The sequence below is a fragment of the Exiguobacterium sp. U13-1 genome, from assembly GCF_001750115.1.
Taxonomy (GTDB): domain Bacteria; phylum Bacillota; class Bacilli; order Exiguobacteriales; family Exiguobacteriaceae; genus Exiguobacterium_A; species Exiguobacterium_A acetylicum.
Genome location: NZ_CP015731.1, coordinates 1284976 through 1311185 on the forward strand (window position 1 = coordinate 1284976; position 26210 = coordinate 1311185).

The 26210-nt window shown below is 47.2% G+C and carries 23 protein-coding genes; 19 read left to right on the forward strand and 4 right to left on the reverse strand.

What is annotated here, in order from left to right; all coding sequences use genetic code 11:
• Positions 1-42: 42 nt before the first annotated feature.
• From dnaK to ESP131_RS06595, 11 genes are all read left to right on the forward strand, one after another.
• Positions 43-1869, forward strand: coding sequence for a molecular chaperone DnaK (gene dnaK, locus ESP131_RS06545; protein ID WP_029341001.1), 1827 nt, complete (start codon positions 43-45; stop codon positions 1867-1869).
• A 132-nt stretch (positions 1870-2001) separates the two neighbouring features.
• Positions 2002-3108, forward strand: coding sequence for a molecular chaperone DnaJ (gene dnaJ, locus ESP131_RS06550; RefSeq protein ID WP_023467442.1), 1107 nt, complete (start codon positions 2002-2004; stop codon positions 3106-3108).
• A gap of 25 nt (positions 3109-3133) precedes the next feature.
• Positions 3134-4081, forward strand: coding sequence for a 50S ribosomal protein L11 methyltransferase (gene prmA, locus ESP131_RS06555; RefSeq protein ID WP_029341002.1), 948 nt, complete (start codon positions 3134-3136; stop codon positions 4079-4081).
• Between the two features lie 4 nt (positions 4082-4085).
• Positions 4086-4832 (forward strand): 16S rRNA (uracil(1498)-N(3))-methyltransferase, encoded by a 747-nt coding sequence (locus tag ESP131_RS06560; RefSeq protein WP_047396336.1) that lies wholly within the window; start codon positions 4086-4088, stop codon positions 4830-4832.
• Positions 4833-4837: 5 nt separating this feature from the next.
• Positions 4838-6172 (forward strand): tRNA (N(6)-L-threonylcarbamoyladenosine(37)-C(2))-methylthiotransferase MtaB, encoded by a 1335-nt coding sequence (mtaB, locus tag ESP131_RS06565; RefSeq protein ID WP_047396339.1) that lies wholly within the window; start codon positions 4838-4840, stop codon positions 6170-6172.
• Positions 6173-6697: 525 nt separating this feature from the next.
• Complete coding sequence (gene rluF, locus ESP131_RS06570) at positions 6698-7393, forward strand: 23S rRNA pseudouridine(2604) synthase RluF (RefSeq protein WP_029341005.1); 696 nt, start codon at positions 6698-6700, stop codon at positions 7391-7393.
• A 47-nt stretch (positions 7394-7440) separates the two neighbouring features.
• Positions 7441-8322, forward strand: a complete 882-nt coding sequence (gene rarD / locus ESP131_RS06575) for an EamA family transporter RarD (protein ID WP_231925698.1) — start codon at positions 7441-7443, stop codon at positions 8320-8322.
• A gap of 16 nt (positions 8323-8338) precedes the next feature.
• Positions 8339-9223, forward strand: a complete 885-nt coding sequence (gene rarD, locus ESP131_RS06580; protein ID WP_029341007.1) for an EamA family transporter RarD — start codon at positions 8339-8341, stop codon at positions 9221-9223.
• Positions 9224-9299: 76 nt separating this feature from the next.
• Positions 9300-9965, forward strand: a complete 666-nt coding sequence (gene deoC, locus ESP131_RS06585) for a deoxyribose-phosphate aldolase (RefSeq protein WP_029341008.1) — start codon at positions 9300-9302, stop codon at positions 9963-9965.
• Between the two features lie 134 nt (positions 9966-10099).
• On the forward strand, positions 10100-11074 hold the full coding sequence (locus tag ESP131_RS06590) for a BMP family lipoprotein (protein ID WP_029341009.1): 975 nt from the start codon (positions 10100-10102) through the stop codon (positions 11072-11074).
• A complete protein-coding gene (locus tag ESP131_RS06595; protein WP_047396344.1) occupies positions 11071-12720 on the forward strand; it encodes a methyl-accepting chemotaxis protein in 1650 nt (549 codons plus the stop codon). The genes ESP131_RS06590 and ESP131_RS06595 overlap by 4 nt, the downstream gene beginning before the upstream one ends.
• Before the next feature lie 63 nt (positions 12721-12783).
• Here the strand turns inward: ESP131_RS06595 and ESP131_RS06600 are convergent, their stop codons facing one another.
• Positions 12784-14031: a murein hydrolase activator EnvC family protein gene (locus tag ESP131_RS06600; protein ID WP_029341011.1), complete on the reverse strand. Its 1248-nt coding sequence runs from the start codon at positions 14029-14031 to the stop codon at positions 12784-12786.
• Positions 14032-14363: 332 nt separating this feature from the next.
• Positions 14364-15113: an SDR family NAD(P)-dependent oxidoreductase gene (locus tag ESP131_RS06605; protein WP_047396351.1), complete on the reverse strand. Its 750-nt coding sequence runs from the start codon at positions 15111-15113 to the stop codon at positions 14364-14366.
• Positions 15114-15250: 137 nt separating this feature from the next.
• On the opposite strand from ESP131_RS06605, the gene ESP131_RS06610 reads away from it, so the two are divergent.
• The 3 genes from ESP131_RS06610 to ESP131_RS06620 all read left to right on the forward strand — a co-directional run bounded on the left by ESP131_RS06610 (position 15251) and on the right by ESP131_RS06620 (position 17023).
• Positions 15251-15685, forward strand: coding sequence for a YkvA family protein (locus ESP131_RS06610; protein WP_047396354.1), 435 nt, complete (start codon positions 15251-15253; stop codon positions 15683-15685).
• A gap of 131 nt (positions 15686-15816) precedes the next feature.
• Entirely contained in the window at positions 15817-16380 is a 564-nt protein-coding gene (locus ESP131_RS06615; RefSeq protein ID WP_047396358.1) for a DedA family protein, read from the forward strand.
• Between the two features lie 13 nt (positions 16381-16393).
• A complete protein-coding gene (locus ESP131_RS06620; RefSeq protein ID WP_047396361.1) occupies positions 16394-17023 on the forward strand; it encodes an HAD family hydrolase in 630 nt (209 codons plus the stop codon).
• Between the two features lie 87 nt (positions 17024-17110).
• On the opposite strand, the gene ESP131_RS06625 is transcribed toward ESP131_RS06620, so the two are convergent.
• A complete protein-coding gene (locus ESP131_RS06625; protein WP_047396363.1) occupies positions 17111-18169 on the reverse strand; it encodes a PTS sugar transporter subunit IIC in 1059 nt (352 codons plus the stop codon).
• Between the two features lie 188 nt (positions 18170-18357).
• Here ESP131_RS06625 and ESP131_RS06630 point away from each other — a divergent pair, with 188 nt between their 5' ends.
• The gene (locus ESP131_RS06630) at positions 18358-19353 is read left to right on the forward strand and encodes an NADP-dependent oxidoreductase (protein ID WP_047396367.1); all 996 of its coding nucleotides are present in this window, start codon (positions 18358-18360) and stop codon (positions 19351-19353) included.
• Between the two features lie 58 nt (positions 19354-19411).
• Here the strand turns inward: ESP131_RS06630 and ESP131_RS16775 are convergent, their stop codons facing one another.
• A complete protein-coding gene (locus ESP131_RS16775) occupies positions 19412-19576 on the reverse strand; it encodes a hypothetical protein (protein ID WP_023467459.1) in 165 nt (54 codons plus the stop codon).
• Positions 19577-19863: 287 nt separating this feature from the next.
• Here ESP131_RS16775 and ESP131_RS06635 point away from each other — a divergent pair, with 287 nt between their 5' ends.
• From ESP131_RS06635 to ESP131_RS06650, 4 genes are read left to right on the forward strand one after another with little or no spacing between them, the layout of a single operon-like run.
• Positions 19864-22488 carry a glycosyltransferase gene (locus tag ESP131_RS06635; RefSeq protein WP_069940363.1) on the forward strand — a complete coding sequence of 875 codons (2625 nt, stop codon included), beginning with the start codon at positions 19864-19866 and terminating at the stop codon, positions 22486-22488.
• A complete protein-coding gene (locus ESP131_RS06640) occupies positions 22485-23489 on the forward strand; it encodes a class I SAM-dependent methyltransferase (protein ID WP_069940364.1) in 1005 nt (334 codons plus the stop codon). Before ESP131_RS06635 ends, ESP131_RS06640 begins: the two co-directional genes overlap by 4 nt.
• Complete coding sequence (locus ESP131_RS06645) at positions 23384-24700, forward strand: glycosyltransferase family 4 protein (protein ID WP_231925699.1); 1317 nt, start codon at positions 23384-23386, stop codon at positions 24698-24700. The genes ESP131_RS06640 and ESP131_RS06645 overlap by 106 nt, the downstream gene beginning before the upstream one ends.
• On the forward strand, positions 24697-25950 hold the full coding sequence (locus ESP131_RS06650; protein WP_069940366.1) for a glycosyltransferase: 1254 nt from the start codon (positions 24697-24699) through the stop codon (positions 25948-25950). Before ESP131_RS06645 ends, ESP131_RS06650 begins: the two co-directional genes overlap by 4 nt.
• The last annotated feature ends 260 nt before the right edge of the window (positions 25951-26210 follow it).

Below are 26210 nucleotides of genomic sequence, written 5' to 3' on the forward strand. Positions count from 1 at the left end.
TGCACTTTATTATTCCAATCATTGAAAGCGAGGAAATAGATCATGGCAAAAATCATTGGTATTGACTTAGGTACAACGAACTCATGTGTCGCAGTAATGGAAGGTGGCGAACCGGTCGTCATCGCTAACGCAGAAGGAAACCGTACGACACCATCTGTCGTCGCATTCAAAAACGGTGAGCGCCAAGTAGGGGAAGTCGCAAAACGTCAAGCGATCACGAACCCGAACACGATCATGTCGATCAAGCGTCATATGGGTACGGACTATAAAGTAGAAGTCGAAGGCAAAGACTACACACCACAAGAAGTCTCTGCAATCATTCTTCAAAAATTAAAAGCACAAGCAGAAGACTACCTCGGTGAAAAAGTCACAGAAGCTGTCATCACAGTACCAGCTTACTTCAACGATGCAGAACGCCAAGCGACAAAAGACGCTGGTACGATTGCTGGTCTTGACGTAAAACGGATCATCAACGAGCCTACAGCGGCAGCACTCGCATACGGTCTCGAAAAAGGCGAAGACCACACGATCCTCATCTATGACCTTGGTGGCGGTACGTTCGACGTGTCGATCCTTGAACTCGGTGACGGTGTCTTTGAAGTTGTTTCAACTGCTGGTGATAGCCGTCTCGGTGGAGATGATTTCGACCAAAAAATCATCGATCATCTCGTAGCAGAATTCAAAAAAGAAAACGGCATCGATCTTGCTCAAGATAAGATGGCGCTTCAACGTTTAAAAGATGCAGCTGAAAAAGCGAAAAAAGACCTTTCAGGTGTTTCTTCAACACAAATCAGCCTTCCGTTCATCACAGCTGGCGCATCAGGTCCACTTCACTTGGAAATGACGCTTTCACGCGCGAAATTCGACGATCTCACAGCAGATCTCGTTGAACGTACGATGGAACCAACACGCCGTGCTATGAACGATGCAGGTCTGACACCAGACAAAATCGACAAAATCATCCTCGTTGGTGGTTCGACTCGTATTCCTGCAGTTCAAAAAGCAATCCAAGACTTCACTGGTAAAGAATCGTTCAAAGGGGTTAACCCGGATGAAGTCGTTGCCCTCGGTGCAGCGGTTCAAGGTGGCGTATTGACAGGAGACGTCAAAGACGTCGTTCTTCTCGACGTAACTCCACTCTCACTCGGTATCGAGACAATGGGTGGCGTGATGACGAAATTGATCGATCGTAACACAACGATCCCGACTTCAAAATCACAAGTCTTCTCAACTGCAGCAGACAGCCAACCAGCTGTTGACATCCACGTCCTCCAAGGGGAACGTCCGATGGCAGCAGATAACAAAACACTTGGTCGCTTCCAATTGACGGACATTCCACCAGCACCACGTGGCGTGCCACAAATCGAAGTTAAATTCGACATCGATGCGAACGGTATCGTTAACGTTTCTGCGAAAGATCTCGGAACGAACAAAGAACAGTCGATCACGATCCAATCATCAAGCGGTTTGACTGAAGCGGACATCGAGCAAATGGTCAAAGATGCAGAAGCAAACGCGGATGCTGATAACAAGCGTAAAGAAGAAGTCGAATTACGCAACGAAGCAGACCAACTCGTCTTCGCGACAGATAAAGCAATCAAAGACCTCGGTGAGCAAGTCGCTGACGCTGATAAAGAAAAAGCAGAAGCTGCAAAAGAAAAAGTAACAAAAGCTCTCGAAGGAACAGACATCGAAGCAATCCGTTCTGCAAAAGACGAATTGTCGACAGTTGTTCAAGAGTTGACACAAAAAGTCTACGAGAACATGGCACAGCAACAAGCTGGCGCTGAAGGCGCACAAGCTGGTAGCCAAGACGATAACGTCATGGACGCTGAGTTCGAAGAAGTCGACGAGAAAGACAACAAGTAATTCATCCGACCGATTTTTCGGGCGCTAGAGAGAGCCAAAGCGTATCCGCGCTTTGGCTCTTTCCATGTCGCACGAAGTTCGGTAAAATCAAACAGTATGAAATGAATCGGAATAGAGAGAGGAAGACTGCACGTGGAAAAACGCGATTATTATGAAGTACTAGGCGTCGCGCGCGATGCCTCATCAGCGGAAATCAAACGCGCGTACCGTAAGCTTGCCCGGACGTACCACCCAGACGTCAATAAGGAAGCCGATGCGGATGCAAAATTTAAGGAACTATCGGAAGCGTATGAAGTGTTATCCGATGACAATAAACGAGCACGTTACGATCAATTCGGTCACCAAGATCCATCACAAGGTGGCGGTGGATTCAGTGGAGCAGAAGGATTCGGCGATATCTTTGACATGTTCTTCGGTGGCGGACGTCGTCAAGATCCAAACGCACCACGTAAAGGACAGGATTTACAATACGTCGAGGAAATCGACTTCATGGAATCGGTCACAGGCGTCGAGAAGACGATCACGATTCCAGTCGAAGAAGATTGCGGTACTTGTCATGGTTCAGGTGCTAAACCAGGAACACATCCGGAAACATGTAAACGATGCGGTGGTTCGGGGCATATCAACGTCGAACAAAACACGATGTTCGGTCGTGTCGTCAACCAAACGACATGTTCGACATGTCATGGCCGTGGACAAATCGTCAAGGAGCCATGTGAAACATGTCGTGGAGCCGGTCGCGTTCGTAAAAACAAAGATGTCCGTGTCAAAATTCCAGCAGGGATCGACAATGGGCAACAAATCCGCTTAGCAGGAAAAGGGGAAGCCGGTGTCAACGGTGGACCAGCGGGTGACTTGTATGTCGTCGTTCGTGTCGCAGCACATGAATTGTTCGAACGTGTCGACGATCATATCGTCATGGATATGCCACTGACATTCGCGCAAGCAACACTTGGCGATGAGATCGAAGTGCCAACTGTTCACGGTAAGGTCAGTCTGAAGATTCCAGCCGGAACACAGACAGGATCACGATTCCGTCTCCGCGGAAAAGGGATGCCGAACGTTCGGTCCGGTCACCATGGCGACCAGTACGTCAATGTCGTCGTCATTACACCGAAGAATCTGACGGAACGTCAAAAAGAACTCTTACGGGAATTCAATGAAATTAGCGATGAAAAAGGTGTCGAAGAGCAACACGAAGGTGTCTTCAGCCGGATCAAGACATTCTTTACAGGGTGATCACTACAGAGGAGCGTGACAAGAAATGAAATGGTCAGAGATCTGTGTCCATACGACACAAGAAGCCATCGAAGCAGTTTCAAACATCTTACATGAAGCGGGAGCAAGCGGAGTCGTCATCGAGGACGTCGAAGATTTCGAGATGATGTCCCACCGCGAAGATAACTTCGGTGAAATTTGGGATGAGACGAAACGAGACGAGTATCCGACACAAGGTGTACTCGTGAAGGCGTATCTTGCAGAAAGCAGCGATTTGACGGACACGATCAAAGGCATCGAACATGATATCCAGCAGTTGACGAACTTCGGTTTGTCGATTGGCACGGGTGCTGTCACGCTGACTCAAGTAGATGAAGAAGATTGGGCTCATTCATGGAAACAATTCTATAAGCCGGTCAAAATTAGTCGCCATCTGACCGTCGTCCCAATGTGGGAAGATTATACACCACAACCGGATGAAAAAATCATCGAGCTCGATCCAGGTATGGCATTCGGAACGGGAACACACCCGACGACGGTCCTCTGTATTCAAGCGATTGAGAACTACTTGCAAGAGCAAGACCGTGTCGTCGATGTCGGAACGGGATCCGGTGTCCTAGCGATTGCAGCTGCGAAGCTTGGGGCAAAGGATGTCTTTGCACTCGATTTAGACGAAGTCGCTGTCAAATCAGCGACGGAAAACGTCGCTTTGAACGAAGTCAGTGAGCAGATCACGGTCCGTCAAGGCGACTTGATGAAGGAATTGAGTGAGCCGGTCGAGTTGATCGTCGCGAACATCTTAGCGGAAGTCATCCTTCTCTTCGTCAAGGATGCTTATACATTGACGTTACCAGGCGGTCATTTCATCGCTTCCGGTATCATCAGTCAGAAGAAGGATATGGTCGTACAAGCGATGCAAGAAGCAGGTTTCACAATCGTCGAGACGACGAAGCTTGAGGACTGGGTCGCGATCATCGCGAAACGGGAGGCGTAAACGCATGCAACGGTATTTCGTCGAGCCCTCGATGCGTCAGGGAGATGTGTTTCATCTCCCGAAAGACGACGCACACCATATGAAAAACGTCATGCGGATGGAAGTCGGCGGAGAGATTCTCGTACTCGACGGGACAGGTCTTTACCGGTGCCGCCTGGAAGCACTCGATAAACAAGTGGCTTCTGCCCGGATCGAAGAGACGCTACCGATTGAGACGGAGTTACCGATTCGTGTGACGATCGCCCATGGATTGCCAAAAGGCGATAAAATCGAACTCGTTGCCCAAAAAGCAACGGAACTCGGGATCCATCATCTACGGATTTTCGAAGCCGACCGTTCCGTCTCGAAATGGGATCAAAAGAAGGTTCCGAAAAAGATTGAACGACTCGAAAAAATCGTCAAGGAAGCAGCGGAACAATCGTACCGTGCCCACTTGCCGATAGTCGACTTCGTGGCGTATGATGAAGTCTTACAGGATGCATCGAACTACACGGCTTGTCTGGTTGCCTATGAAGAATCAGCGAAACAAGGGGAGGCCTCCGTCCTCGCTACGACGCTTGCTGGATTGCAAGAGGGCGATTCCCTTCTTGTCGTCATCGGACCTGAAGGTGGGTTCGCTGAAGCAGAAATCGCACGTTTGACGGAGGCTGGTTTTAAAAAAGCCGCTCTAGGGCGCCGCATCTTACGGACGGAAACGGCACCATTTTATGTCCTTTCCGCCGTCTCGTATCATTTTGAATTGAAAGGGTGAACGAAATGGCAACTGTTGCCTTTCAAACGCTTGGCTGTAAAGTCAACCATTACGAAACAGAAGCTGTCTGGCAACTGTTTAAGGACGCTGGCTACGCACGCGTTGATTTTGCTGATCATGCGGACGTGTATGTCGTCAATACATGTACGGTCACGAATACCGGAGATAAGAAAAGTCGCCAAGTCATCCGACGGGCGATTCGCCAAAATCCGGATAGTGTCATCTGCGTAACGGGCTGTTATGCCCAAACGTCTCCTGCTGAGATCATGGCGATTCCTGGCGTCGATGTCGTCGTCGGAACGCAAGATCGGCATAAAATGATTGGATACATCGAACAATTCCGAGAAGAGCGCATGCCAATCAATGCGGTCGGAAACATCATGAAAGCAAAAGTCTATGAAGAACTAGATGTACCGGCCTTTACGGACCGGACACGGGCTTCGCTGAAAATTCAGGAAGGTTGTAACAACTTCTGTACGTTCTGTATCATCCCATGGGCGCGTGGTCTCATGCGGTCTCGTCAACCAGAAGATGTCTTGAAGCAAGCACAACAGCTCGTTGATGCGGGTTACAAAGAAATCGTCTTGACGGGAATCCATACAGGTGGATACGGAGAAGACTTGAAAGACTACAACTTAGCAAAATTACTTAAAGCACTCGAATCTGTCAATGGACTTGAACGCTTACGCATTTCGTCGATTGAAGCGAGTCAAATCACGGACGAGGTACTTGATGTCCTGAAGGATTCGCCGATCGTCGTTCGTCACTTGCACGTTCCGATCCAGTCGGCATCGGATACGGTCCTTCGCCGGATGCGCCGGAAGTATACGATGGCAGAATTCGGAGAACGGATCACGCGTCTGAAGGAAGTCCTTCCTGACTGTGCGATCACATCGGATGTCATCGTTGGTTTCCCAGGTGAGACGGAAGAAGAGTTCATGGAAACGTTCAACTTCATCAATGACCATAAGTTCAGTGAGTTGCATGTCTTCCCGTACTCGAAACGGACGGGAACACCAGCTGCGATGATGGAGGATCAAGTCGAGGAATCGATCAAAGAAGAACGCGTCGCGCGTTTGATCGCTTTATCGGATCAACTCGCGAAGGAATATGCTTCGAAATACGAAGGAGAACTGCTTGAGATCATTCCGGAAGAATTCTCGGAGGAAGCAGGCGGTCGTCTCGTCGGTTATACGGATAACTATTTGCGTGTCGCAATCGAAGGCGATGAGTCAATGATCGGTCAACTCGTTCGTGTCAAAATCACGAAAGCCGGTTATCCGATGAATCACGGTCAATTCGTTCGAATCATGCAGACATTAAAAGGCGCTGCGGTCTAATGATTCGTAAAAGCGATCTTGATATACGCATATAAGAAAACAGCCTCGAAATAGGGGCTGTTTTCTTACGTTACTATATAAGGTGCTTTAGATTTTTAAAACAACTTGTAATCGATTCATTTTAGAAAATGATTTTATGTTATGGTTTTTATAAGTAGATGATTACCAGAAATAAAGCCTTGTAACAGTGGCATATTACTTCACATACAAAGGAATTTTCCAAAATGAAAACAAACGGATTATCAGTTCTATCAGTCACCTTAACAGTATTGATGTTCATCGTTTTATTTAATCAAGATGCAGTTGCGCATAGTTCAATCATTCTGGTCGTGCTAATAATAAGTATTACTTGTTTGACGTTTTTAAACATAGATAAGAAAAAACAATGAATCAATCATTGCATTGAAGACTAAGGACGACATGCATTGCTTTTCTTACTTAGAGAAGCATCGCATGTTATTTTGTTTTCATTTCAGGAATGCGCTACACTGAATACAGTTCAATTAAGGAAAGAGGATATCATTCATGCGAATCAACAAATTCATTAGTGAAACGGGCTTTTGCTCAAGGCGTGCTGCCGATAAATTAGTCGACGCAGGTCGTGTGACAATCAACGGTCTGACGGCAGAACTCGGCTCGCAAGCTGAAGAGACGGACGTCGTCGAAATCGACGGTCAACCACTCCAAACGAAACCAAAACCTGTCTACATCGTCTTAAATAAACCAGTCGGCATCACATGTACGACGGAGCTTGATATCGAAGGAAACATCATCGATTTCGTCAACCATCCGAAGCGGATTTTCCCGATTGGTCGTCTCGATAAGGATTCAGACGGTTTGATTCTGTTGACGAATGACGGTGATGTTGTCAACCGGATCTTACGAGCGGAAAACAATCACGACAAGGAATATATCGTGACCGTCGACGCACCGATTACGGATACGTTCATTCAAGGCATGGCGAGTGGAGTCGACATTCTCGGTACGACGACGAAAGAATGTATCGTTGAGCCGCTCGAGACACGGACGTTCCGGATCATTTTGACACAAGGGTTAAATCGTCAGATTCGCCGTATGTGTAAAGAGTTCGGCTATCGGGTCAAACGCCTGCAACGCGTCCGAATTATGAACATCGAGCTCGGTGATTTACCGATCGGTTCTTGGCGTGATTTGACGGAAGCGGAATTACGCGAATTGTTTACGACGCTTGACGGGCAATAAGGTTCAATGAAAGTCGCCATTGGCGGCTTTCTTCATACATAAGGGGGATGACCGTGGATAAACGGGGTATGAGTGCGACATTCGTCGCCTACGTAATTGGTGGACTATTACCGATCTACAAAGTATTTGCAACTGGTATTCCAGCATGGACGGTCGTTTCAATTCGGATATTGAGTGCGTTCATCTTCGTGACGTTATTACTGCGACTGACGAAGAAATTCCGATTCGTTCGTCAACTGTGGCAAAACAAACGCCAGCGCTATACCGTGCTTGCAGCAGGGCTTGTACTAGGTGGAAATTGGTCGCTCTATCTGTACGCCATCGGGGAAGGCTATATCGTTGAGTCGTCACTCGGGTATTACATCAATCCGCTCGTCAGCGTCTTGTTCGGTTTGATCTTTTTTAAGGAACGTCTGACGCGTCCGCAAATCATCGCCATCTTATCAGCGATCATCGGTGTGATGATTCTAACGCTCGGTTATGGTCAATTTCCGATCATCGCCTTCTCACTTGCCGTCTCGTTTGCTTTTTACGGTGTACTGAAGAAAAAGGCGGCAGCGGAACCATTATCCGGATTATTTCTAGAGACACTGGTCACGCTCCCGTTCGCTCTCTTGACGCTTGGTGTGACAGATAGTCAACCGCTTGCGATGCCAATGAGTGCGCTGGTTGCGATCATCATGCTCGGGATCGCAACAGCAGTCCAATTGATGTTATTCGGATACGGGATGCCGAAAATCCCGTTCGTCTACGTCGGGATTCTCCAATACATTGCTCCGACGTTGACGCTACTACTTGGAATTTATCTATTTAATGACGTCTTTACGACGATTCACTTCATCGCCTTCCTGTTCATTTGGATTGCCGTTGCTTTATTTACGATCAGCGGTTTATCGGCAGGAAAGATGCGAATGAAGAAAGTGTCATAACGAAAGAAGGGAATACATGAATCTACCTGGATTCTTCGCGACACTTGTCGCGTATATCATTTGGGGACTCTTACCGCTCTACTGGAAGATGCTCGCCAATGTACCGAGTGAAGAGATACTGGCACACCGGATTATCTGGTCGTTCTTATTTCTGCTCATCTTATTGTCGTTTCAAAAAGCTCTTGGGAAATGGAAGACGGCGTTACGCGATCCGTTCACACGTCGACTCTTTTTCTTGAACGGACTGATCATCAGTCTAAATTGGTTCATCTATATTTGGGCCGTCAATCATCAATTCATCGTTGAGGCATCGCTTGGCTATTACATCAATCCACTCGTCAGTATCGTCTTCGGTGTCTTTTTCTTTCAAGAAAAGCTCTCACGGATTGAATGGATCTCGATTGTCCTTGCGACAATCGGCGTTTTGATTTTGACGATTGGTTACGGTGAGTTTCCATGGATCTCGATCGCTCTTGCCTTAAGCTTCGGCTTTTACGGCGTCGTCAAAAAGCGGCGACCGCTGGAATCAACGGTCAGTTTGACGCTAGAAACGATGGCGCCGCTTCCGCTGGCTTTGATCTTCCTCGGGTATTGGCAAGTACAAGGGTCGTCTTCGATGACCGAATCCGTCGGTACGATGACCGGACTCATCTTGACCGGGATCGTCACCGCCGTTCCACTTTTGTTATTTGGATTCGGGGCACAACGAATTCCGTTCACATGGGTCGGATTCCTTCAATTCGTCGCACCGACCTTGTCACTTGGACTCGGTGTATTGCTCTATCACGAGCCGTTTACTAAAACGCACATGGTGGCGTTTACATGTATTTGGACAGCAGCGATCGTCTTTACGCTCAATGGTGTCTGGATTCGGAAAAAACAGCTCCGAAAAGTCGCGTAAAAAGATAGAAGTCTGACCTCTTGCGTGATAGAATAAAAACAGAGTCTAAGGGATACCCTTAAGGAGGACAACAAACATGAATTTAGCAGGAATGATCGACCACACGGCACTGAAGCCAGAAACATCACGTGCTCAAATCGAAACACTCTGTAAAGAAGCATTAGAATACAAATTCGCAAGCGTCTGTGTTAACCCAACTTACGTCGCGTTAGCAGCAGAACTCTTAAAATCAGATGATGACGTCAAAGTCTGTACAGTCATCGGCTTCCCGCTTGGAGCAAACACTCCAGAAGTGAAAGCATTCGAAACAAAGGATGCGATCCAAAACGGTGCTACAGAAATCGATATGGTTTTGAACATCGGCGCATTAAAAGATGGTGATCTTGAGTTAGTAGAACGTGACATTCGTGCGGTTGTCGAAGCGGCAAACGGTACACTCGTTAAAGTCATCTTCGAAAACTGCCTTCTTACAAAAGAAGAAATCAAAACAGCTGCTGAACTTTCAGTTAAAGCAGGTGCTAACTTCGTGAAGACATCGACTGGTTTCTCAACGGGTGGTGCAACAGTTGAAGACATCCGTCTCATGCGTGAGACAGTTGGTCCTGACATCGGTGTTAAAGCATCTGGTGGTGTTCGCGACTTCGAAGGTGCAAAAGCAATGATCGATGCAGGTGCATCGCGCATTGGTGCATCAGCAGGAATCGCAATCGTTACAGGCGGTTCGTCTGACAGCGACTACTAAGAATATCTGGCATGCCCCTCTTGTTTAGAGGGGCATGTTTTTTTATGGGACTATTCTGAATTTAAATTTTGTATTAAGAAGTCGGACATCGCTTCCGATAATCAGATGTAGAATGTCGGAAGGATGTGGAATGAATGAAACGATGGAGTGGAATCATACTGGCATCGACACTTAGCCTCGCAGGGTGCGGCAGTGTCATCGATGATCCAGAACGGGCAGTCAAGGAGCGGAAGGAAATGGCAGTCGTCTTGTCGGATGTGGGTCTTGGCGATCAATCATTCAGCGATGCGGCGATGAGTGGTATGGCGTTGTTACGGGAGAAGGAAGGCTGGTCGATCGATTACCGAGAGTTGAATGAAACAAAGACTTATAAAGCAGCATTCGAAGCGTTAGCGAAAAAGAAACCGACCGTCATCGTCGGGCTTGGCTTTATGGGGCAGACGGATCTTGAAACCGTTGCTAAAAAATATCCAAAACAACAATTCGCTTTGATTGATGCTGTATCGACGTTACCGAACGTACTCTCGGTTACGTTCAAAGAGGACGAAGGAAGTTACTTAGCGGGTGCGGCTGCAGGGATTCAAACGAAGACGAACACGATTGGTTTCATCGGTGGGATGAAGTCGCCTCTGATCGAGAAATTTGAAAAAGGATACATAGCTGGCGCTAAAGCAGTCAATCCAAAAACGAAAGTACTCGTCGAGTACGCAGAGGACTTTGCAGCCCCGGAAAAGGGACGGACGCTCGCAAACGAAATGATGCAGAAAAAGGCAGACGTATTATACGCAGCTGCTGGATTGACGGGAAGCGGTGTCCTGGAGGCAGCGCAAACGAAGGGGAAAAAAGCGATCGGTGTCGATAGCGATCAAACTCCGATCGCGCCTGACGCTGTCATGACGTCAATGCTAAAACAAGTTGATCTTGCGATTACGAAAATCGGACAAGATGTGGCTGCGAAAGGTCTACAGTCCGGACAAGTCGTCCTGGGTGTCAAAGAAGGGGCAATCCAATTGGCTCCAATCCGAAACACGAACTTTACGGACGGGGAACGAAAAAAATTAGAGCAGCTACAACAAGACGTGCTCGAAGGTAAGGTGACGATTCAATGACGTTACGGAAACGATTTTTACTCTCAACGTTAGTGACGATTTTGAGTGTCGTCATCTTGATGGGATGGACATTGTTCCAACTCCGTCAAATTCAGTCCTATAACGAAGATTACGGGAAACAGCTCGTTGAGATTTCAGAGCTTGAAACGAAGCTCTTATATGAACAGGCAGCATGGAACCGACTAGCAAGCCAACCGTCTGAAAGTCAGGCGGAGCAAGTACAGGCTCTTAGTAAAAAGAACGAACAAGCATTGAATCAGCTACAAAAGACATATTTGATTCCGGCATTCCAAGAAGAGTTGAACCGGGCGGATATGAAATATAAGACGCTTTCTGCGAAACGGATGGAACTGACGGACGCAATGAATCCGATTGAGATTCGCTCCCATGCCGCACGAATCGAAGGTGTCCTCAGTGATCTATACACGTTACATACGAAAAATGGAGAGTTTTATGATGTCTTACAACGTGAAGCAAAAGACGAGACATTGAACCTGACGCGGACCGTATTGATCGCGACATTCATTCTCCTGATTGGTCTTGCGTTATACAACTGGTACTTCGCACGTAGCATCACACGACCGATCAGCCGTGTCGTCCGGACAGCAGAACAGATTTCGGACGGAGACTTATCGCAGGAATTAGTCGTATCCGGTCGAAAAGATGAGATTGGTCGACTCGAGACAGCGGTTGCGCAGATGCAAGGAACTTTGCATGAGGTCATCGGAACGATCAGTCGTTCGTCGAATACGATTCGTCAGATGAGTACGGAAGCAACGACAGAGAACGCAAACATCGTTGAAGTTTCTGGCAACATGACCCATGCGATCAATGAAATGGCAAGTGGTACTCAAACGGTGTCGGACGATATCCAGACGACAGTCAGTACGATGTCCGATATGCAACAGCTCTTTGAAGAGAGTGAACAACGCGCGCAAACCGCTTATGCAGAAGGACAGGCGGCCGATCACGTGATGGTTCAAAGTAGTTCCGTCATGGAACAGCAAGCACGGTCACTTCGCGCGTCAACAGAACAAAATCGCGAACTCGGTCAGAAACTGGAAGGTTTCCTAGAGCAGACGCAACAAATCGAACAGATGGCACAACTCGTCGCCGGAGTCTCCGCACAGACGAACTTATTGTCACTCAACGCGGCCATCGAAGCGGCGCGGGCAGGGGAAGCCGGTCGTGGATTTGCCGTCGTAGCAAGTGAAGTCAAAAAGTTAGCCGACGAGACACACGAGGCGACGCGCTCAATCTTCTCACTCGTCCGTTCAATTCGTCAGGACGGTGCTGTCTTACAAGAAGCACTCGTGCAAGCAGAGCGGGAGCAGACAAACCAGGTCGAGAACTTCACACACGTTCAACAAGCATTCGGCGAGACGCGTCAAAAGGTAGCAAACGTGACAGAAACACTTGATTATGTAACGAAACAACTCGTTCATTCGAAAGAACAAGCCCGCCATGTCGTTGGTCAAGTCAGCACAGTCAGTGGCGTCATGGAAGAACTTGCAGCTGGAAATGAAGAGATTGCTGCATCGATGCGCGATCAACAGGCATCGTTCGAACAGATTCATCAATTGATGCAAGAACTTGAGTCAACGACGACGTCGCTTGATAGTCAGACACATCAATTCAAAATTTAATGAACACAGCAAAAAGTGCACTTCTTCTCGGAAGAGAAGAAGTGCACTTTTTCTTGAATCGACTTAGAAGAAGCTTTCTGGATCGAGCTCATTCGTCCGTCCATTCGCATCATACTGGTACCCACCATCGTGGATTTCAAAATGCAAGTGTGGACCAGTCGAGTTACCGGTGCTTCCGAGAACACCGATTTGCTGTCCTTGTTTGACTTGTTGTCCCTGTTTGACGTTCAAGGCATTCATATGGGCATAAACGGTCGTATACGTTTTTCCGTCGATATTATGAGAGATATAGACGTGGTTGCCGTAAGGACCACCTGAACTTGCTAAAATGACTGTTCCACTTGCAGACGCGACGATTGGCGAGTTGAGTGGACCAGCGAAGTCGGTTCCATTGTGGTACGCATAACCATTACTTCCGCTTGCTGCACCCATTCCTTGCGAAACAGAGCCTTGAGCAGGTTTGATGAATTTACCTTTTGCTTTTGAGATGACTTTCGTACTAGCCTTACTAACAGATGCTGGAGCTGCTGATTGTTTCGCAGCTTTTGCGGCAGCAGCCTTTGCTGCTCGGGCTGCTGCTTTTTCAGCTGCTTCCTGTGCCTTCAGTTGGGCCGATGCCTCTTTCAGGCTGAGGATGTTAGATTCGATTTTTTTCTTTTGCGACGTCAGACGCTTCAAAAGTGCTGTGCGCTTTTGTTTTTCTTGTTTCAGTTCACGTTGTTTCTTTTTTAAAACATTACGATCTTCAATCAAGTCTTGGCGTGTCTGCTTTAGTTCTTCTTTCGCAGCTGCCAGTTCTTTTTTGTTTGATTCGTAATCTTTTAACAAAGAAGCATCGCTTTCCGCAATTGTATTAAAGGCATTGAAACGGCTGATCATATCACCGACATCTTTTGCGCCGAAGACGGCTTCAAGGAGCGGGGCGTTATCAGCTTTAGACTGGCGAACTGCCAAGCGATCACCGAGCATTTTTTCTTGCTTCTTGATTTTCTTTTGTAACTTCTCGATCTTATCTTCTAATCGAGCGATCTGTTTCGTGTTTTCGTCGATCTTCTTTTGATTCTCGACGACTTGTAATGTCAGCCCATTGATTTGTTGATCCAGGGCGTAGACTTGTTGCTGTGCTTTAGATAATTGATTATTTTTTTGAGACAACGCCTCGCGTTGCTTCGATTGTTGTTGCTGATTTTGTTGTTGCTTCTCTTTATATGAACTTGCCGCGTCGACCGGAGTTGTCGTCATGAGCGGACTTGCGAGTAGAGTGAGTGTCATGAGCGATAGCCCAAGTGACTTTCCGAAAGGTCGTTTCATAAACTAAGCGTCATTCCTTTCCCGTGTGAAGTGTTACCTTTCCCACTCTAACAAGAAAATCGGAAAATCCACTTTACAATTCTTTTAAAAAAATGCAAGAGAAGCTAGCGAAAAGAATGAAGAATTTATGAAAATAATGATGCATGAACAGAAGTATAAACAGAAAATGTTGATATAAAAGGAAAAATTAATGTGTAGTAGATTGATTTCTGAATGATGTCAGGAGATATATTTTTGTAACATCGTATAAATAGAAGGTTTATTAATGTTTGAAAAAGGTATAAGTATAGTTTTTGAAATGAAAAAGTGCCCCGAAAGGCACTCCATCCGAATCATTCCTCATAAATCATCTTTCGTGTCATTCCACCGTCTAGGACCAGTGTTTCGCCCGTCAAGAAATCGTTATCTGGGTGTGTTAGATAGAGAGCCGCACGAGCAACATCACTTGGTTTTCCGACGCGACCAGCTGGATGTTGACTATGATCTTCAGGTGATAATTCTTGATAGTCACCAGTTTCAATCCAACCCGGGGCAATCGCGTTGACGAGAATACCGTCTTCTCCAAGTGAGACAGCAAGTGCATGTGTGAGTGCAAAAATACCACCTTTCGTCGACGCATAAGATTCTGTATGCGGTTCCGACATGAAGGCGCGGGTCGAAGCAAGGTTGACGATCCGACCTCCACTTTTACTTTGTTTTAAATAGGGTGTAGCCGCCTTGGTCGTTAGGAAGATGCTGCGCAGGTTCGTATGGTGAACCCGATCCCATTCCTCAAGTGACAATTCAAGGAGCGGTTTTCGGATCATGATACCGGCGTTGTTGATAACAATATCGATGCGACCAGTATGTTCAATCGCCTTTTCGATTAATAGTTGAACGTCTTTTTCATGTTGGATATCCAAGTGATAGAAGTAAGCCGTCCCTCCATCTTCTTCGATTTGTTGGACCAGTTCGTCTCCTGTCATCTGATCGATGTCAGCAAGAACGACATTTGCGCCTTGCGCAGCGTAGGTGCGGGCGAGTTCTGCACCAATTCCATTCGCGGCTCCTGTAATGATGACGGTTTGATTAACATGATTCATAAAAAATCATCCTTTCTGTAACGCTTCTCTCCCTTTTTTACCGTTCCATCATATCCTGAAACCTGACAGGATTATCATCCGTAGGAACAGGGAAATAGAAAAGCGTTGAAGTTACTTTAGAATGGGGGAAAATAGGAATGAAATTCTCAAATCAACAATTAGAAAAACAAGAACATCAATATGCCGAAGATGCAAAAGATTATATCGATCGTCCGGAAAAGACGAACTCGCTGTTACAACGCGCAACTGCGAAGGTGAACAGTAACTCTCGTTTGTCCGTCGTCTTCTCGCCGTTGACGTTGTTCGTCGACATGATTCGCGCGTACCAATCAGGTGAATACCGTAACATTCGTCGTACAACGATCTTAAAAGTAATCGGCGCGTTGATTTACCTCGTGTCACCGATTGACCTCGTACCTGATTTTGTACTCGGATTCGGTTTCGCAGACGATATCGCGGTCATCCTCTTCGTCACAAAAACAGTCTTCGAAGAATTGACACGTTTCAGCGACTGGCAGGATGAACAACAAAAGCGTCGTACACAACCAGTACAAAGTGAGGACGCGTATTAATTAAATTTGATGATCCGAGCGACTTCACACCAGAAGTCGCTCTTCTTTGTCCACAAAGAGCCGTTTCCTGTACGCCTTCTTGAAATTTCGATACACTAGAAATAGTTGGTAAAGAGAGAGGAGGGACGAAGATGGGACATCACTGGATGGAATCATACGGTTATATTGGAATCATGATGACGCTCATGTTTCCATTCATACCGAGCGAAGTACCGCTCGCGTATGCCGGATATCTCGTGCATACCGCACAGGCGAATCTACTATTCATGTTGTTCCTCGCTGTAGTGAGCTTCGTCATCAGTCAAAACCTCTTCTTTACGATTGGTCAGTTCGGGAGTGAACGGTTATTGAATCGTTTATTCAAATGGTTTCGGATTTCGGAAACGAAAATGCTCCAGTTTCAGACACAAATGGAGACAAAGGGACGCTATATCCTTCTTCTGTCTCCGATGTGGCGGATCGGATTTGCCATTGGTGCGGGGTTGACTGGCGTCTCGCGCTGGACGTTTACCGTCGTGACGACGATTTCTTTCTTGCTGTGGTCGACCATCTTTATTTGGGGCGGGAAAGCCGTCGGCCATGAATGGCGAAGATTGCATCATCTTAATCATCCAATCGTTTGGATTGGTTTAGGCATGCTGATTACGATTGGCTACTTGATACAAAAAAAGAGAAAAGCAAAAAAAGAGATCTAAAAGGAGTGGGAACATGGCAATTATCTTATTCGATATTGACGGTACATTGATTGATTCAACGGAACAGATGACAGAAGCAATCCATCGGGCGATGGAGGACATGCCGCATCTTCCAAAACCTTCTCAAGCTAGTGTACAAGCAAGTTATGGGTTGGCGGGAAGTGCTTTTTGGCGTAAGGCGATTCCAGAGGCTTCAGAAGAGGATATTCGGTTAATCCGCAAAAAAAGACATGGTCATCTAGAAGCGACGATGGTGGAACAGAACGTCTTGTTCGACGGAATTCGAGACTTGTTAGAAGCGCTAGTTTCAGAGGGACACACTATTTCAACAGCGAGTAATTGTGGCAACCACTATCTAAACCTTGTGCTGGATAGCCAGGATATTCGTTCGTTCTTCACGAGTCCGAAATGCTTAGAATCCGTCAACGGGAAAGAAAAAGCGGATATCTTGCGAGCGCACCGTGAGGAGTTTGGAGAAGCGACTTACTGGATGATCGGGGATCGGTCTTCCGATGTCGAAGCGGCTCGTAAGGAAAACATGCCAGTCGTCTTATGCCAATACGGTTTTGGTACACAATCCGAGTGGGATTCGGCGGACCATGTCATCGAGACACCGCTTGATTTACTGGCAGTAATCAAATAAGTGCATCAAAAAGCCAAGCTCAATCCGTCGATCTTTTAGACGGTCGGCTTGGCTTTTTTTGTGATGAAAGAACGAATAAAGATGAGCTTACTCAAAATCCAGTCGGTATGGTTCTGCACTCATCCATGGACGGAATCTCCGGAAGAGTAGGTGGAACAACAGACAAAGGATGACCGGCAAGACGATGAACAGCCCGAGAACAAATGTCATGTTAAACAATGTCCAGCCTCCTGACATCAGATGTAACGCGTTGATCGGACCGATTAACCCAGACATTCCGAATCCGGCACTGAACGGCGTACCTTGGACACCGAGCATTCCTGCTAGTGCACCAAGTATTGCGGCACTACACATGACAGGAAGAATCATCAAGGGATTACGGATAAAGTTCGCCATCTGAATTTTAGGAGAACCAAGAAAGTGAGCAATCGACGTTCCACGTGAATTCGCTTGCCATCCGGCGATCGCAAGACCAAATCCAGCGGCACAGACGCCTAGGTTCGCAGCTCCGGCAGCAACACCCGATAAACTGATTGCTGTCGCAATGCCGACCGTTGAAAGTGGAGAGACGATGAGCACGGAAAAGGCGACGGCAATCAGAATACCCATTAAGACGGGTTGAAGTGCCGTAAAGTCTGAGATGACATGTCCGATCGCTGTCGTGATCCGTGTCACGAACGGATACGTCAAAACACCGATTCCACCGGCTCCAACAATCAAAATCGTTGGCATGACAAGCACCGTGTACGTTTTGAAACGTTCACCGATCAATAAGACGATTGCCGTCGCAACAGCTGCCGTCAGACCAGCATTGATGACGTCTCCTGTACCGACGAAGACGAAGGTTGCATCTGCACGAGTCGCAACACCTGATCCAACGACTGTCGCGAGTCCAATCGACGTGGTCGCAATCGGTGTCACTTTAAATTGCATGGCTACGGCAACACCAATCACCATCGGCAAGAGGCGCATCGCGAGTGTTGTGGCATCTAAAACATGTTGGGCACCAGAGACGTATGGCAACAATGCCTTAGCGAGTTCACCGAGTAGTGCTCCTGGAATAAGGGCAACGAGAATTCCGATACTGAGTCCGTTTAAAACATGAACGGCAAATTGACGCGGCTGACGCAAAATAGATGAATCCATACAAGTCCTCTCCTTATGTAATGCTTTTATGCATAACAGTATAAAAGTTATGAATTGTGTTTTATCTTACGGCAAGCAAAGGCAGGCGTCAAGAAAAAGTTAGAAAATTCCAAACAAGCAAAGGATTCGTCTTTCAGAAACGGAATTGTTACAGTGAGGAAGTACATTGAAAGAGGAGGTCATGAATCATGTCAGAACAACGTATCGTATTAGCGGCACGACCAAACGGAAAACCAACAGGGGAAACATTCCGTTATGAATCATTTGAGTTAGCAGAGTTGAAGGAAGGGCAAGTCGCACTGGAGTCACTCTATATCTCGGTCGATCCATACATGCGGGGACGTATGAACGATGCGCGCTCTTACTCGCAACCGTTTGAGATTGATGAACCGATTCACGGTGGTGTCGTGGCGCGAGTCATTGAGTCTAAAAGTGAGGCACTCAAGTCAGGCGATGTCGTCGTCGGGATGCTCGATTGGGCAACAAAGGCAGTCGTCGATGCGAAAAGTGTCCGTAAAATCGATGAGCAGATTGCACCGATTTCAACAGCACTCGGTGTTCTCGGAATGACAGGGATGACGGCGTATTTCGGATTGCTTGATATCGGGAATCCACAATCAGGGGAAACGGTCGTCGTATCGGCAGCAGCAGGGGCTGTTGGATCGATCGTTGGTCAAATTGCTAAAATCAAAGGTGCTCGTGTCGTCGGAATCGCAGGAAGTGACGAAAAGCTACAACACTTAAAAGCAGATCTTGGTTTTGATGAAGTCATCAATTATAAAACGGAAGACATCGGGGAAGCGTTAGACCGGACATGTCCAAACGGCATCGATGTCTATTTTGAAAACGTCGGTGGTGAAATCGGTGATGCAGTCCTTGATCGACTCAATCCATTCGCGCGGGTACCGGTTTGTGGTGCCATTTCCGGTTATAACGCACAACAGGACATTGGTCCACGTGTTCAATCGAAATTAATCATCGCGCGTGCGCGCATGCAAGGTTTCCTAGTAGGTGACTATGGCAAACGATTCAAGGAAGCAGCTGAGCAACTTGGTCAATGGGTTAGTGAAGGGAAGTTACAATACGAAGAGACGATTTTTGAAGGATTCGATCGTGTACCAGATGCCTTCCTCGGATTATTTGATGGTTCGAACACAGGGAAACTATTAGTAAAAGTGAAGTAAATATGCCAAAAGAGGTTGCGGAATTATTTCCGCAACCTCTTTTTCTATGGCGTGAGATTCATGAATCTTTTCGATCGCGCTCGAGCTCTTCTGGATCAGGATCCGGATGTTGTGTTTCCGCAGGCTTGATTCCGGGATCTGATGTCTCAGCTGGATCAGGATCCGGGTGAAGACCAACGTCTGCCTTTTCATCTGGTAAATCATGATTTTTTTCGTTTAACATGTCCAGTCATCTCCTTTTATCAGTACGTAGTAATGTTTCCCCGTTTTTTAAATCCAAAACAATGAGAGTGCATAGGATTCGTTTTTGAAAACATGTGAATGACTTCCACGGACAAGAAAGCGAAAGTGGTCGATTTCCTAGGAAATACAGGTTGACTGAAATGGAATGTAAGGAAAATCCAAAAAAGCTTCATGAAGTCTTTACAAAAACCTTGCAAGTCCTTCAAGTAGCCTTTGAACTGCTTCCGTAGACTAAGAAAGAGTTGAAAAGAGGAAGGGTGTTTACGTGTGAGTGATCAAAAATGGAAACGACAAATCATGCAACAACTGAACTGGGTCCGCGAAGAGAAAAAACGACTAACAAGCGCGACGACCGCAAGTAAAGAGGCACTCGAAAAACTCCGTCAGTTAGAGGTCTTGCGACTGCCAACGGTTCGAACTTCTAATAAAACGACGACACGTTACCGACAAAATAGCCAAGCATCACTGCTGAATCAATTGGATGTCTCGGAGATTCCGGTCCGGACGACGACGCGTTATTATGAAAAGCGACCAATCGAGATGGCAATCGTCTGCTCGGAATTCATGTACGCCTATTATGAAGATGCCGTTCATCTCCACTACGTCAATGCGCACACATTCGAAGAAGTTTTCGAGCGCGAGATTGATCTCTTTTTAGTCGTCTCTTCATGGAAGGGGTTACGAGGAGACGATTGGAAAGGTGTCGCCACACCGAATTCAAAAAAACGCCAACGGTTGCTTTCAATGATGCAGGAAGTCAAAGCTAAAGGAATTCCAGTCGTCTTTCAATCGACGGAAGATCCGAGCAATCATGAACGGTTTCAAGACGTGGCTCAAGCTGCCGATTATGTCCTGACTTCAGATGAGGCAATGATTCCTGAATACCGCGTCTTATGTGGTCATGATCGGATCATGGCGATGCCGTTTGGTGTCAATCCATTGATTCACAATCCGATCGGAGCAACGCGTAGCCGAAAGAAGGGCGTTTTATTTGCCGGTAGCTGGATGGCGAAATATCCGGAGCGCGTTAAAGATACGGAGATGTTGTTTGATGGGGTGATGCAGTCTTCGCACGAACTCGATATCGTGGACCGGAATTATCATCTCGACTTACCGGCTTATCAGTTTCCGGAACGTTATCAATCACGGGTCGCACCAGCGATTCCTTATGATGCCTTACAACAAGTCAGTAAATGTTATGACTGGGTCTTGAACCTGAATAGCATCAAATACAGCAAAACGATGTGTGCCCGTCGCGTCTATGAATCGCAAGCACTCGGGAATCTAATCCTGTCGAATTACAGTATCGCCGTCAACAATGAGTTTCCGAACATCTTCACCGTGCATGACGCACAGGAGGCGACGGCAATCGTGGAACGTACGTCGCAAGAAGAAATCGAACGGTTACGAGCAGAAGGGCTTCGTGCCGTCATGACGGAACACACGGTCTTCGAACGGATGGATCAGATTCTAGCGTTCATTGGACGAGTACCTGAGACACGGAAACATCGCTTATTGATCGTCGTTGCCCAAGACGGGGAAGCGATCCGTGACATGATCAATCGACAAAGTCTCACACCGGACGAAATCGTCTCTGCGGATGCGCTGACGGAGCAAACTTACGATAAAGCCGATCTCGTGGCTTGGATGGATGGAAAGGAATCTTACGGCGAATATTATCTAGAGGATCTCGTGAATGGTTTTAAATACAGTGATGCGAGCATCGTCCGAAAAGGAAGCGAGTATCCGTATCATCTACAAGAGATGAGTAGTAGTCGAAACGGTGCGATCGTTTGGCGGTCAGCTATCGGATATGACATGTTCCAGGCAGATGAACTGAACGGAAAAACACTGTTGCTCGATCAATTTGAGTGGAACGAGCAGGCGGTAGTTCCGACGAATCAGACCCCGCAACTATCGGTCGTCGTTCCGATCTATAACAATGGAAAACATCTCACGTATAAATGTTTCGCTAGTCTTACACGGATGGATCGATTCATGGAATCAGAGATTTTACTCGTAGATGATGGATCAACGGATGTTGCGACACGTCAAGCGGTAGAGCGTCTCGCACGACGCCACGGAAATGTCAGAACCTATTTCTTCGAGACAGGTGGAAGCGGTAGTGCTTCACGTCCGCGCAACAAAGGTGTCGAGATGGCACGCGCTGACTACGTGACGTTCCTTGATCCGGATAACGAGGTACTCAGTGATCGCTATGCCTTTTTGCTTCAGGAACTAGAAAAAGATCCATCACTTGATTTTGTGGCAGGGCATATGAAAAAGCTGGCCGAGAAGACGAGTATCATCGCCTTACCGACGATTCGTAAACAGGGACGAACCGTTTGTGAGGATCCGAAAGCTTTTCTATTGAAACATCGGTTTGCGGTACAAAGCATTCAAGCACTCGTCGTCCGTCGTACTTTCCTGCTCGAACATCAATTGGAGCAGGTAGTCGGTGCAGTCGGACAGGACTCCTTGTTCTTCCAAGAATTGATGCTCCGTGCGAACCGTGTCTTACTCGTCAATCGGGTCATTCATTATTATTATGCAGCGGTTGCCGGATCGACCGTGAATGCCTTGACGGTGAAATTCTTTGAACGAAGTGTCGTCCGAGAGCGGGCACGAGCAGAAAAGTTCGCCCGTTATGGAGTGCTAGAGGAATATAAGCAAACACGATTCGAGCATTTCTTCGAGCATTGGTATCTCGTTAAATTACGCTACTGCAGTGATAAGGATTTTACACCGAGTGTCGCATTGCTACGTACGATCATCAGTTTCTATGAACCGATCACGTTGACGAATCCGTTGATCCGTCAATTCATGGAGCTTGCGGATCGACAGGAGACAGATCGTCTTCAACATCTATTACTTGAGGAGGTGCAGAAATGACGGCATCGATGAAAACAGCACGACCAAAAGATCAAATCCGGGCGGCCTACTACGATCAGTTAGGCGGTGGATTCGGTAAAAAAGTCCGCGCGCGTGTTCACTGGATCGTACGACAAGCAAAAGGGGAGCACATTTTAGATATCGGTTGTTCAGGCGGAGTCGTTCCAATTTTGCTTGGACGCGAAGGGAAACATGTCGTTGGAATCGATGTATTACCAGAAGCGATCATCGAAGCCAAACAAGCGTTGCTCGAGGAACCGACATCCGTTAAAGAAAAAGTGGAATTACATGAAGCGAATGTCATGACATACACACCTGATATTCAATTCGATACAGTCTTGATGACGGAAGTACTGGAACATATCGGGGAGCCGGAACGCTTCATCGCTCGTGCCGTCTCGTTCATCGCACCAAAAGGACGACTTGTCATCACAGTCCCATTCGGAGTGAACGATTATGCGGATCATAAACGGACGTATTATTTAAATCGACTGCTTGAGCAATTGACACCTTTCGGTAAAATCGAAACGGTCGAGCGGATCGATAAGTGGCTTGGAATTACGATTCAAGTCTATCCGGAACTTCAATCTGGTCGATCGATTTTACCGGAGGAAGTTGAATGGCTAGAAGACGCCTTTGAAGAGGTGGAGCGATTGCATCTCGCAACGATCATTGACTTAAAACGCAAGCAACAGACTCTAGAACGAAAAGTTCAGCGGTTAGGGGAACAAACAGATGTATTAGAGCAGGCACAAGCAGAATCGTTACGTCAGGAACAGCAACTACAGGAACAGCGTGAACAATACAAGGTGCTTGAAGAACAATATGCCGCACTGCTTGATCGATTCGAAGGGGCATTGGTGGCAAATCTGGAACTGCTGGAGGCGAATGCATCATGGAAATCAAAATACCGCTCACTCGCGCGATCAAAGCTCGGAAAAATCGTCGTCCGCTACTGGAAGTTCCGACGTCAACTCAAGCAGCGCCGGAGTCGTCGATGAACGTCTTGATGATTTGTCAAAATTTTTATCCGGAAATCGGAAGTGCGGCAAACCGAATGAAGAATATTTTCAAGCGGATGGAACAAGCGGGAAGTGACGTCCATGTGCTGACGTCAGAACCGCTCTATCCGACGGCAGAACTTTATACGGATTCAATGTTCTGGGATGAGCCGAGCTTGGATACGGCACATGTAACCCGTATCCAACCACGTGACGTCAGGGCGACGAACAATTTATGGCGGCGCCTTCGCTTGTTTGTAGAACAATTCGTGCTCGCAGTAAAAGAGGTGCGACATGACCCGAAATCCTACGCTTACATCTATGCGACGACACCATCCATCTTCATGGGACTCGTCGGGGTCGTCGCGAAACATGTCAAAAAAGCGCCATTGATTCTCGATGTACGCGATTTATGGCCGGAGTCGCTGATTGGCGTCGGCATCACGAATTCGCGTTTGTTATTGACTCCGCTCTACTGGCTTGAAAAGTGGATGTATCGTCAGGCGGATCAATTGGTCATTAATAGTGAAGGGTTTCGATCGTACATTGAAGGGCGTGGTATCGCACCGGAAAAAATTCATTACATTCCGAACTCGATCGAGGAAAACGAGTGGTTAATCAAACGGCGAAAAGTGTCGGAACAAGTACGTGTCGTATATACGGGGAATATCGGACTCGCGCAAGATGTGTTTTTGTTGCTTGACGTCGCACAGGAACTTCAACAAGAGCAGGATATCTGCTTTCAAGTCGTCGGTTATGGTTATCACAAGCAAACGTTCGAACGACTCGTCAAGGAACGTGGATTGACGAACATCGAGTTTCTTGACGCGATGCCGCGTTGGGATGCGTTGAAACAACTGGCAAAGAGTGACATCGCCTTTGCGACACTCGTCGAAAGTACAGCATTCGATACGGTGACACCCGGTAAAATCATTGACTACATGGCGATGGGGTGTGCCATCGTCGGAGCGGTATCCGGACACGCAGCGCATGTCATTGAAGAGGCAGGAGCTGGTTATGTGTCTGTCCAGCGGAAAAAAGAGGAGATCGTCGATCATATTCTCGAGTTATCACGAAATCCAGAAAAACGTGCAGCGATGGGACGCGCAGGTGTGGCATACGTCCAACACCATTTTGATTGGGAACAAAATGAACAGCGCTTGTTCGACGCCATCGAACGAACACAGGCGCGAAAGGCGGTCGCAGAATGAAGCGCATTGGAATGTTTGTTTGGAATCCCTTTACGAATGACGCCCGAGTCTTACGTGAATGTACGGCACTCGTCGAAGCAGGGCACCGCGTGGACCTATACTGCCTAAATGACGGCACACTTCCAGAAGTCGAATACCCGATGTCAGGGTTTCGCGTCATTCGAATTGACCGGACGCCACCTTTTGCGAGGTGGCTCCCGTTCTTTCGTAAACGGAAAAAACGGACACTTGCTGTCGGTTTGATGGGTGCGCTTCTTGCGCCATGGCTCATTCCCGTGATGCTTGTGCTCTTTTTCCTCATGCGAAGTCGGTTCATCCGGTACGCCCTTTACAACAGTTTCGGCATTCTGCGTATGACACGAGCTGCTAGGAAGCACGATTATGACGTCATGCATGCGAACGATGTCAATACGTTACCACAAGCGATTGGGGCGGCCCGTGGGACGAAAATCGTCTATGATTCGCATGAAGTCCAGACCGATCGGACAGGATACGGCAGCATGCAAGGGAAATTAGAACGCTGGTTGCTTCACTTCGTCGACCAGACAATCGTTGAAAATGACACGCGTGCGGATTACCACCAGAAGTTATACGGAACACGACCGTCTGTCTTGCACAATTATCCGTTTTACGAACCGATTGTTCCGCAACCGCGACCGTTACGCGAAGAGTTAGCACTTGCTCAAGATGAGCCGATTTTGTTGTATCAAGGCGGAATCCAAGAAGGACGCGGACTGGAGCGACTCATTGAAGCGATGCCGTTCATCGATCGAGGAACATTGATTTTCGTCGGGGACGGAAAATTAAAAGGAAAACTGATGCAACTGGCTGCCCAATCATCGGAAAAGTCTCGCATTCGCTTCATTGAGAAGGTTCCGCTTGCTGAACTACCAAGTTACACGGCAGCGGCAACGGTCGGCTTTCAAGTCCTTCAGAACGTCTGTTTCAATCATTATTCTGCTTCTTCGAACAAACTATTCGAATACATGGCGGCGTTGATTCCTGTCATCGCAGCTGACTTACCAGAAATCCGTCGTGTCGTCGAAACAGAAGGAGTTGGATTAATCGTTGATGTCGAATCGCCGCAGAGTATTGCTACAGCAGTCAACCGTCTAGTGAAGGATGAGAGCTTGCGACGGGCGATGCAGGAACGAGCAAGCGTAGCAAGGACACAATACAACTGGGAGCAAGAAAAAGGTCGACTTCTTGCTGTCTATGACTCGATTTTCATGGAATCTGACGCAAAATAAGAGAAATAGTCAACGACTCGAAGGGAAATCCACGTGCAATGAAGGTGGATTCCTGACGAGTCGTTTTGTTTCATTCAAATAGATACGAAGGATTCGCGAAAGCTTCATAAGATTTACAAAAACAATAGAAAACGCTGGAAATGTAAGGTCTGTGAAGAATGGTTTAAGAGATGGTTAGAAGCATTGGAAAGCAAAGGAAATGTCGTTATGGTCTAGTTACAGCCAAGCCACAGACCGTTCGTTGGCTAGTATGACTAACT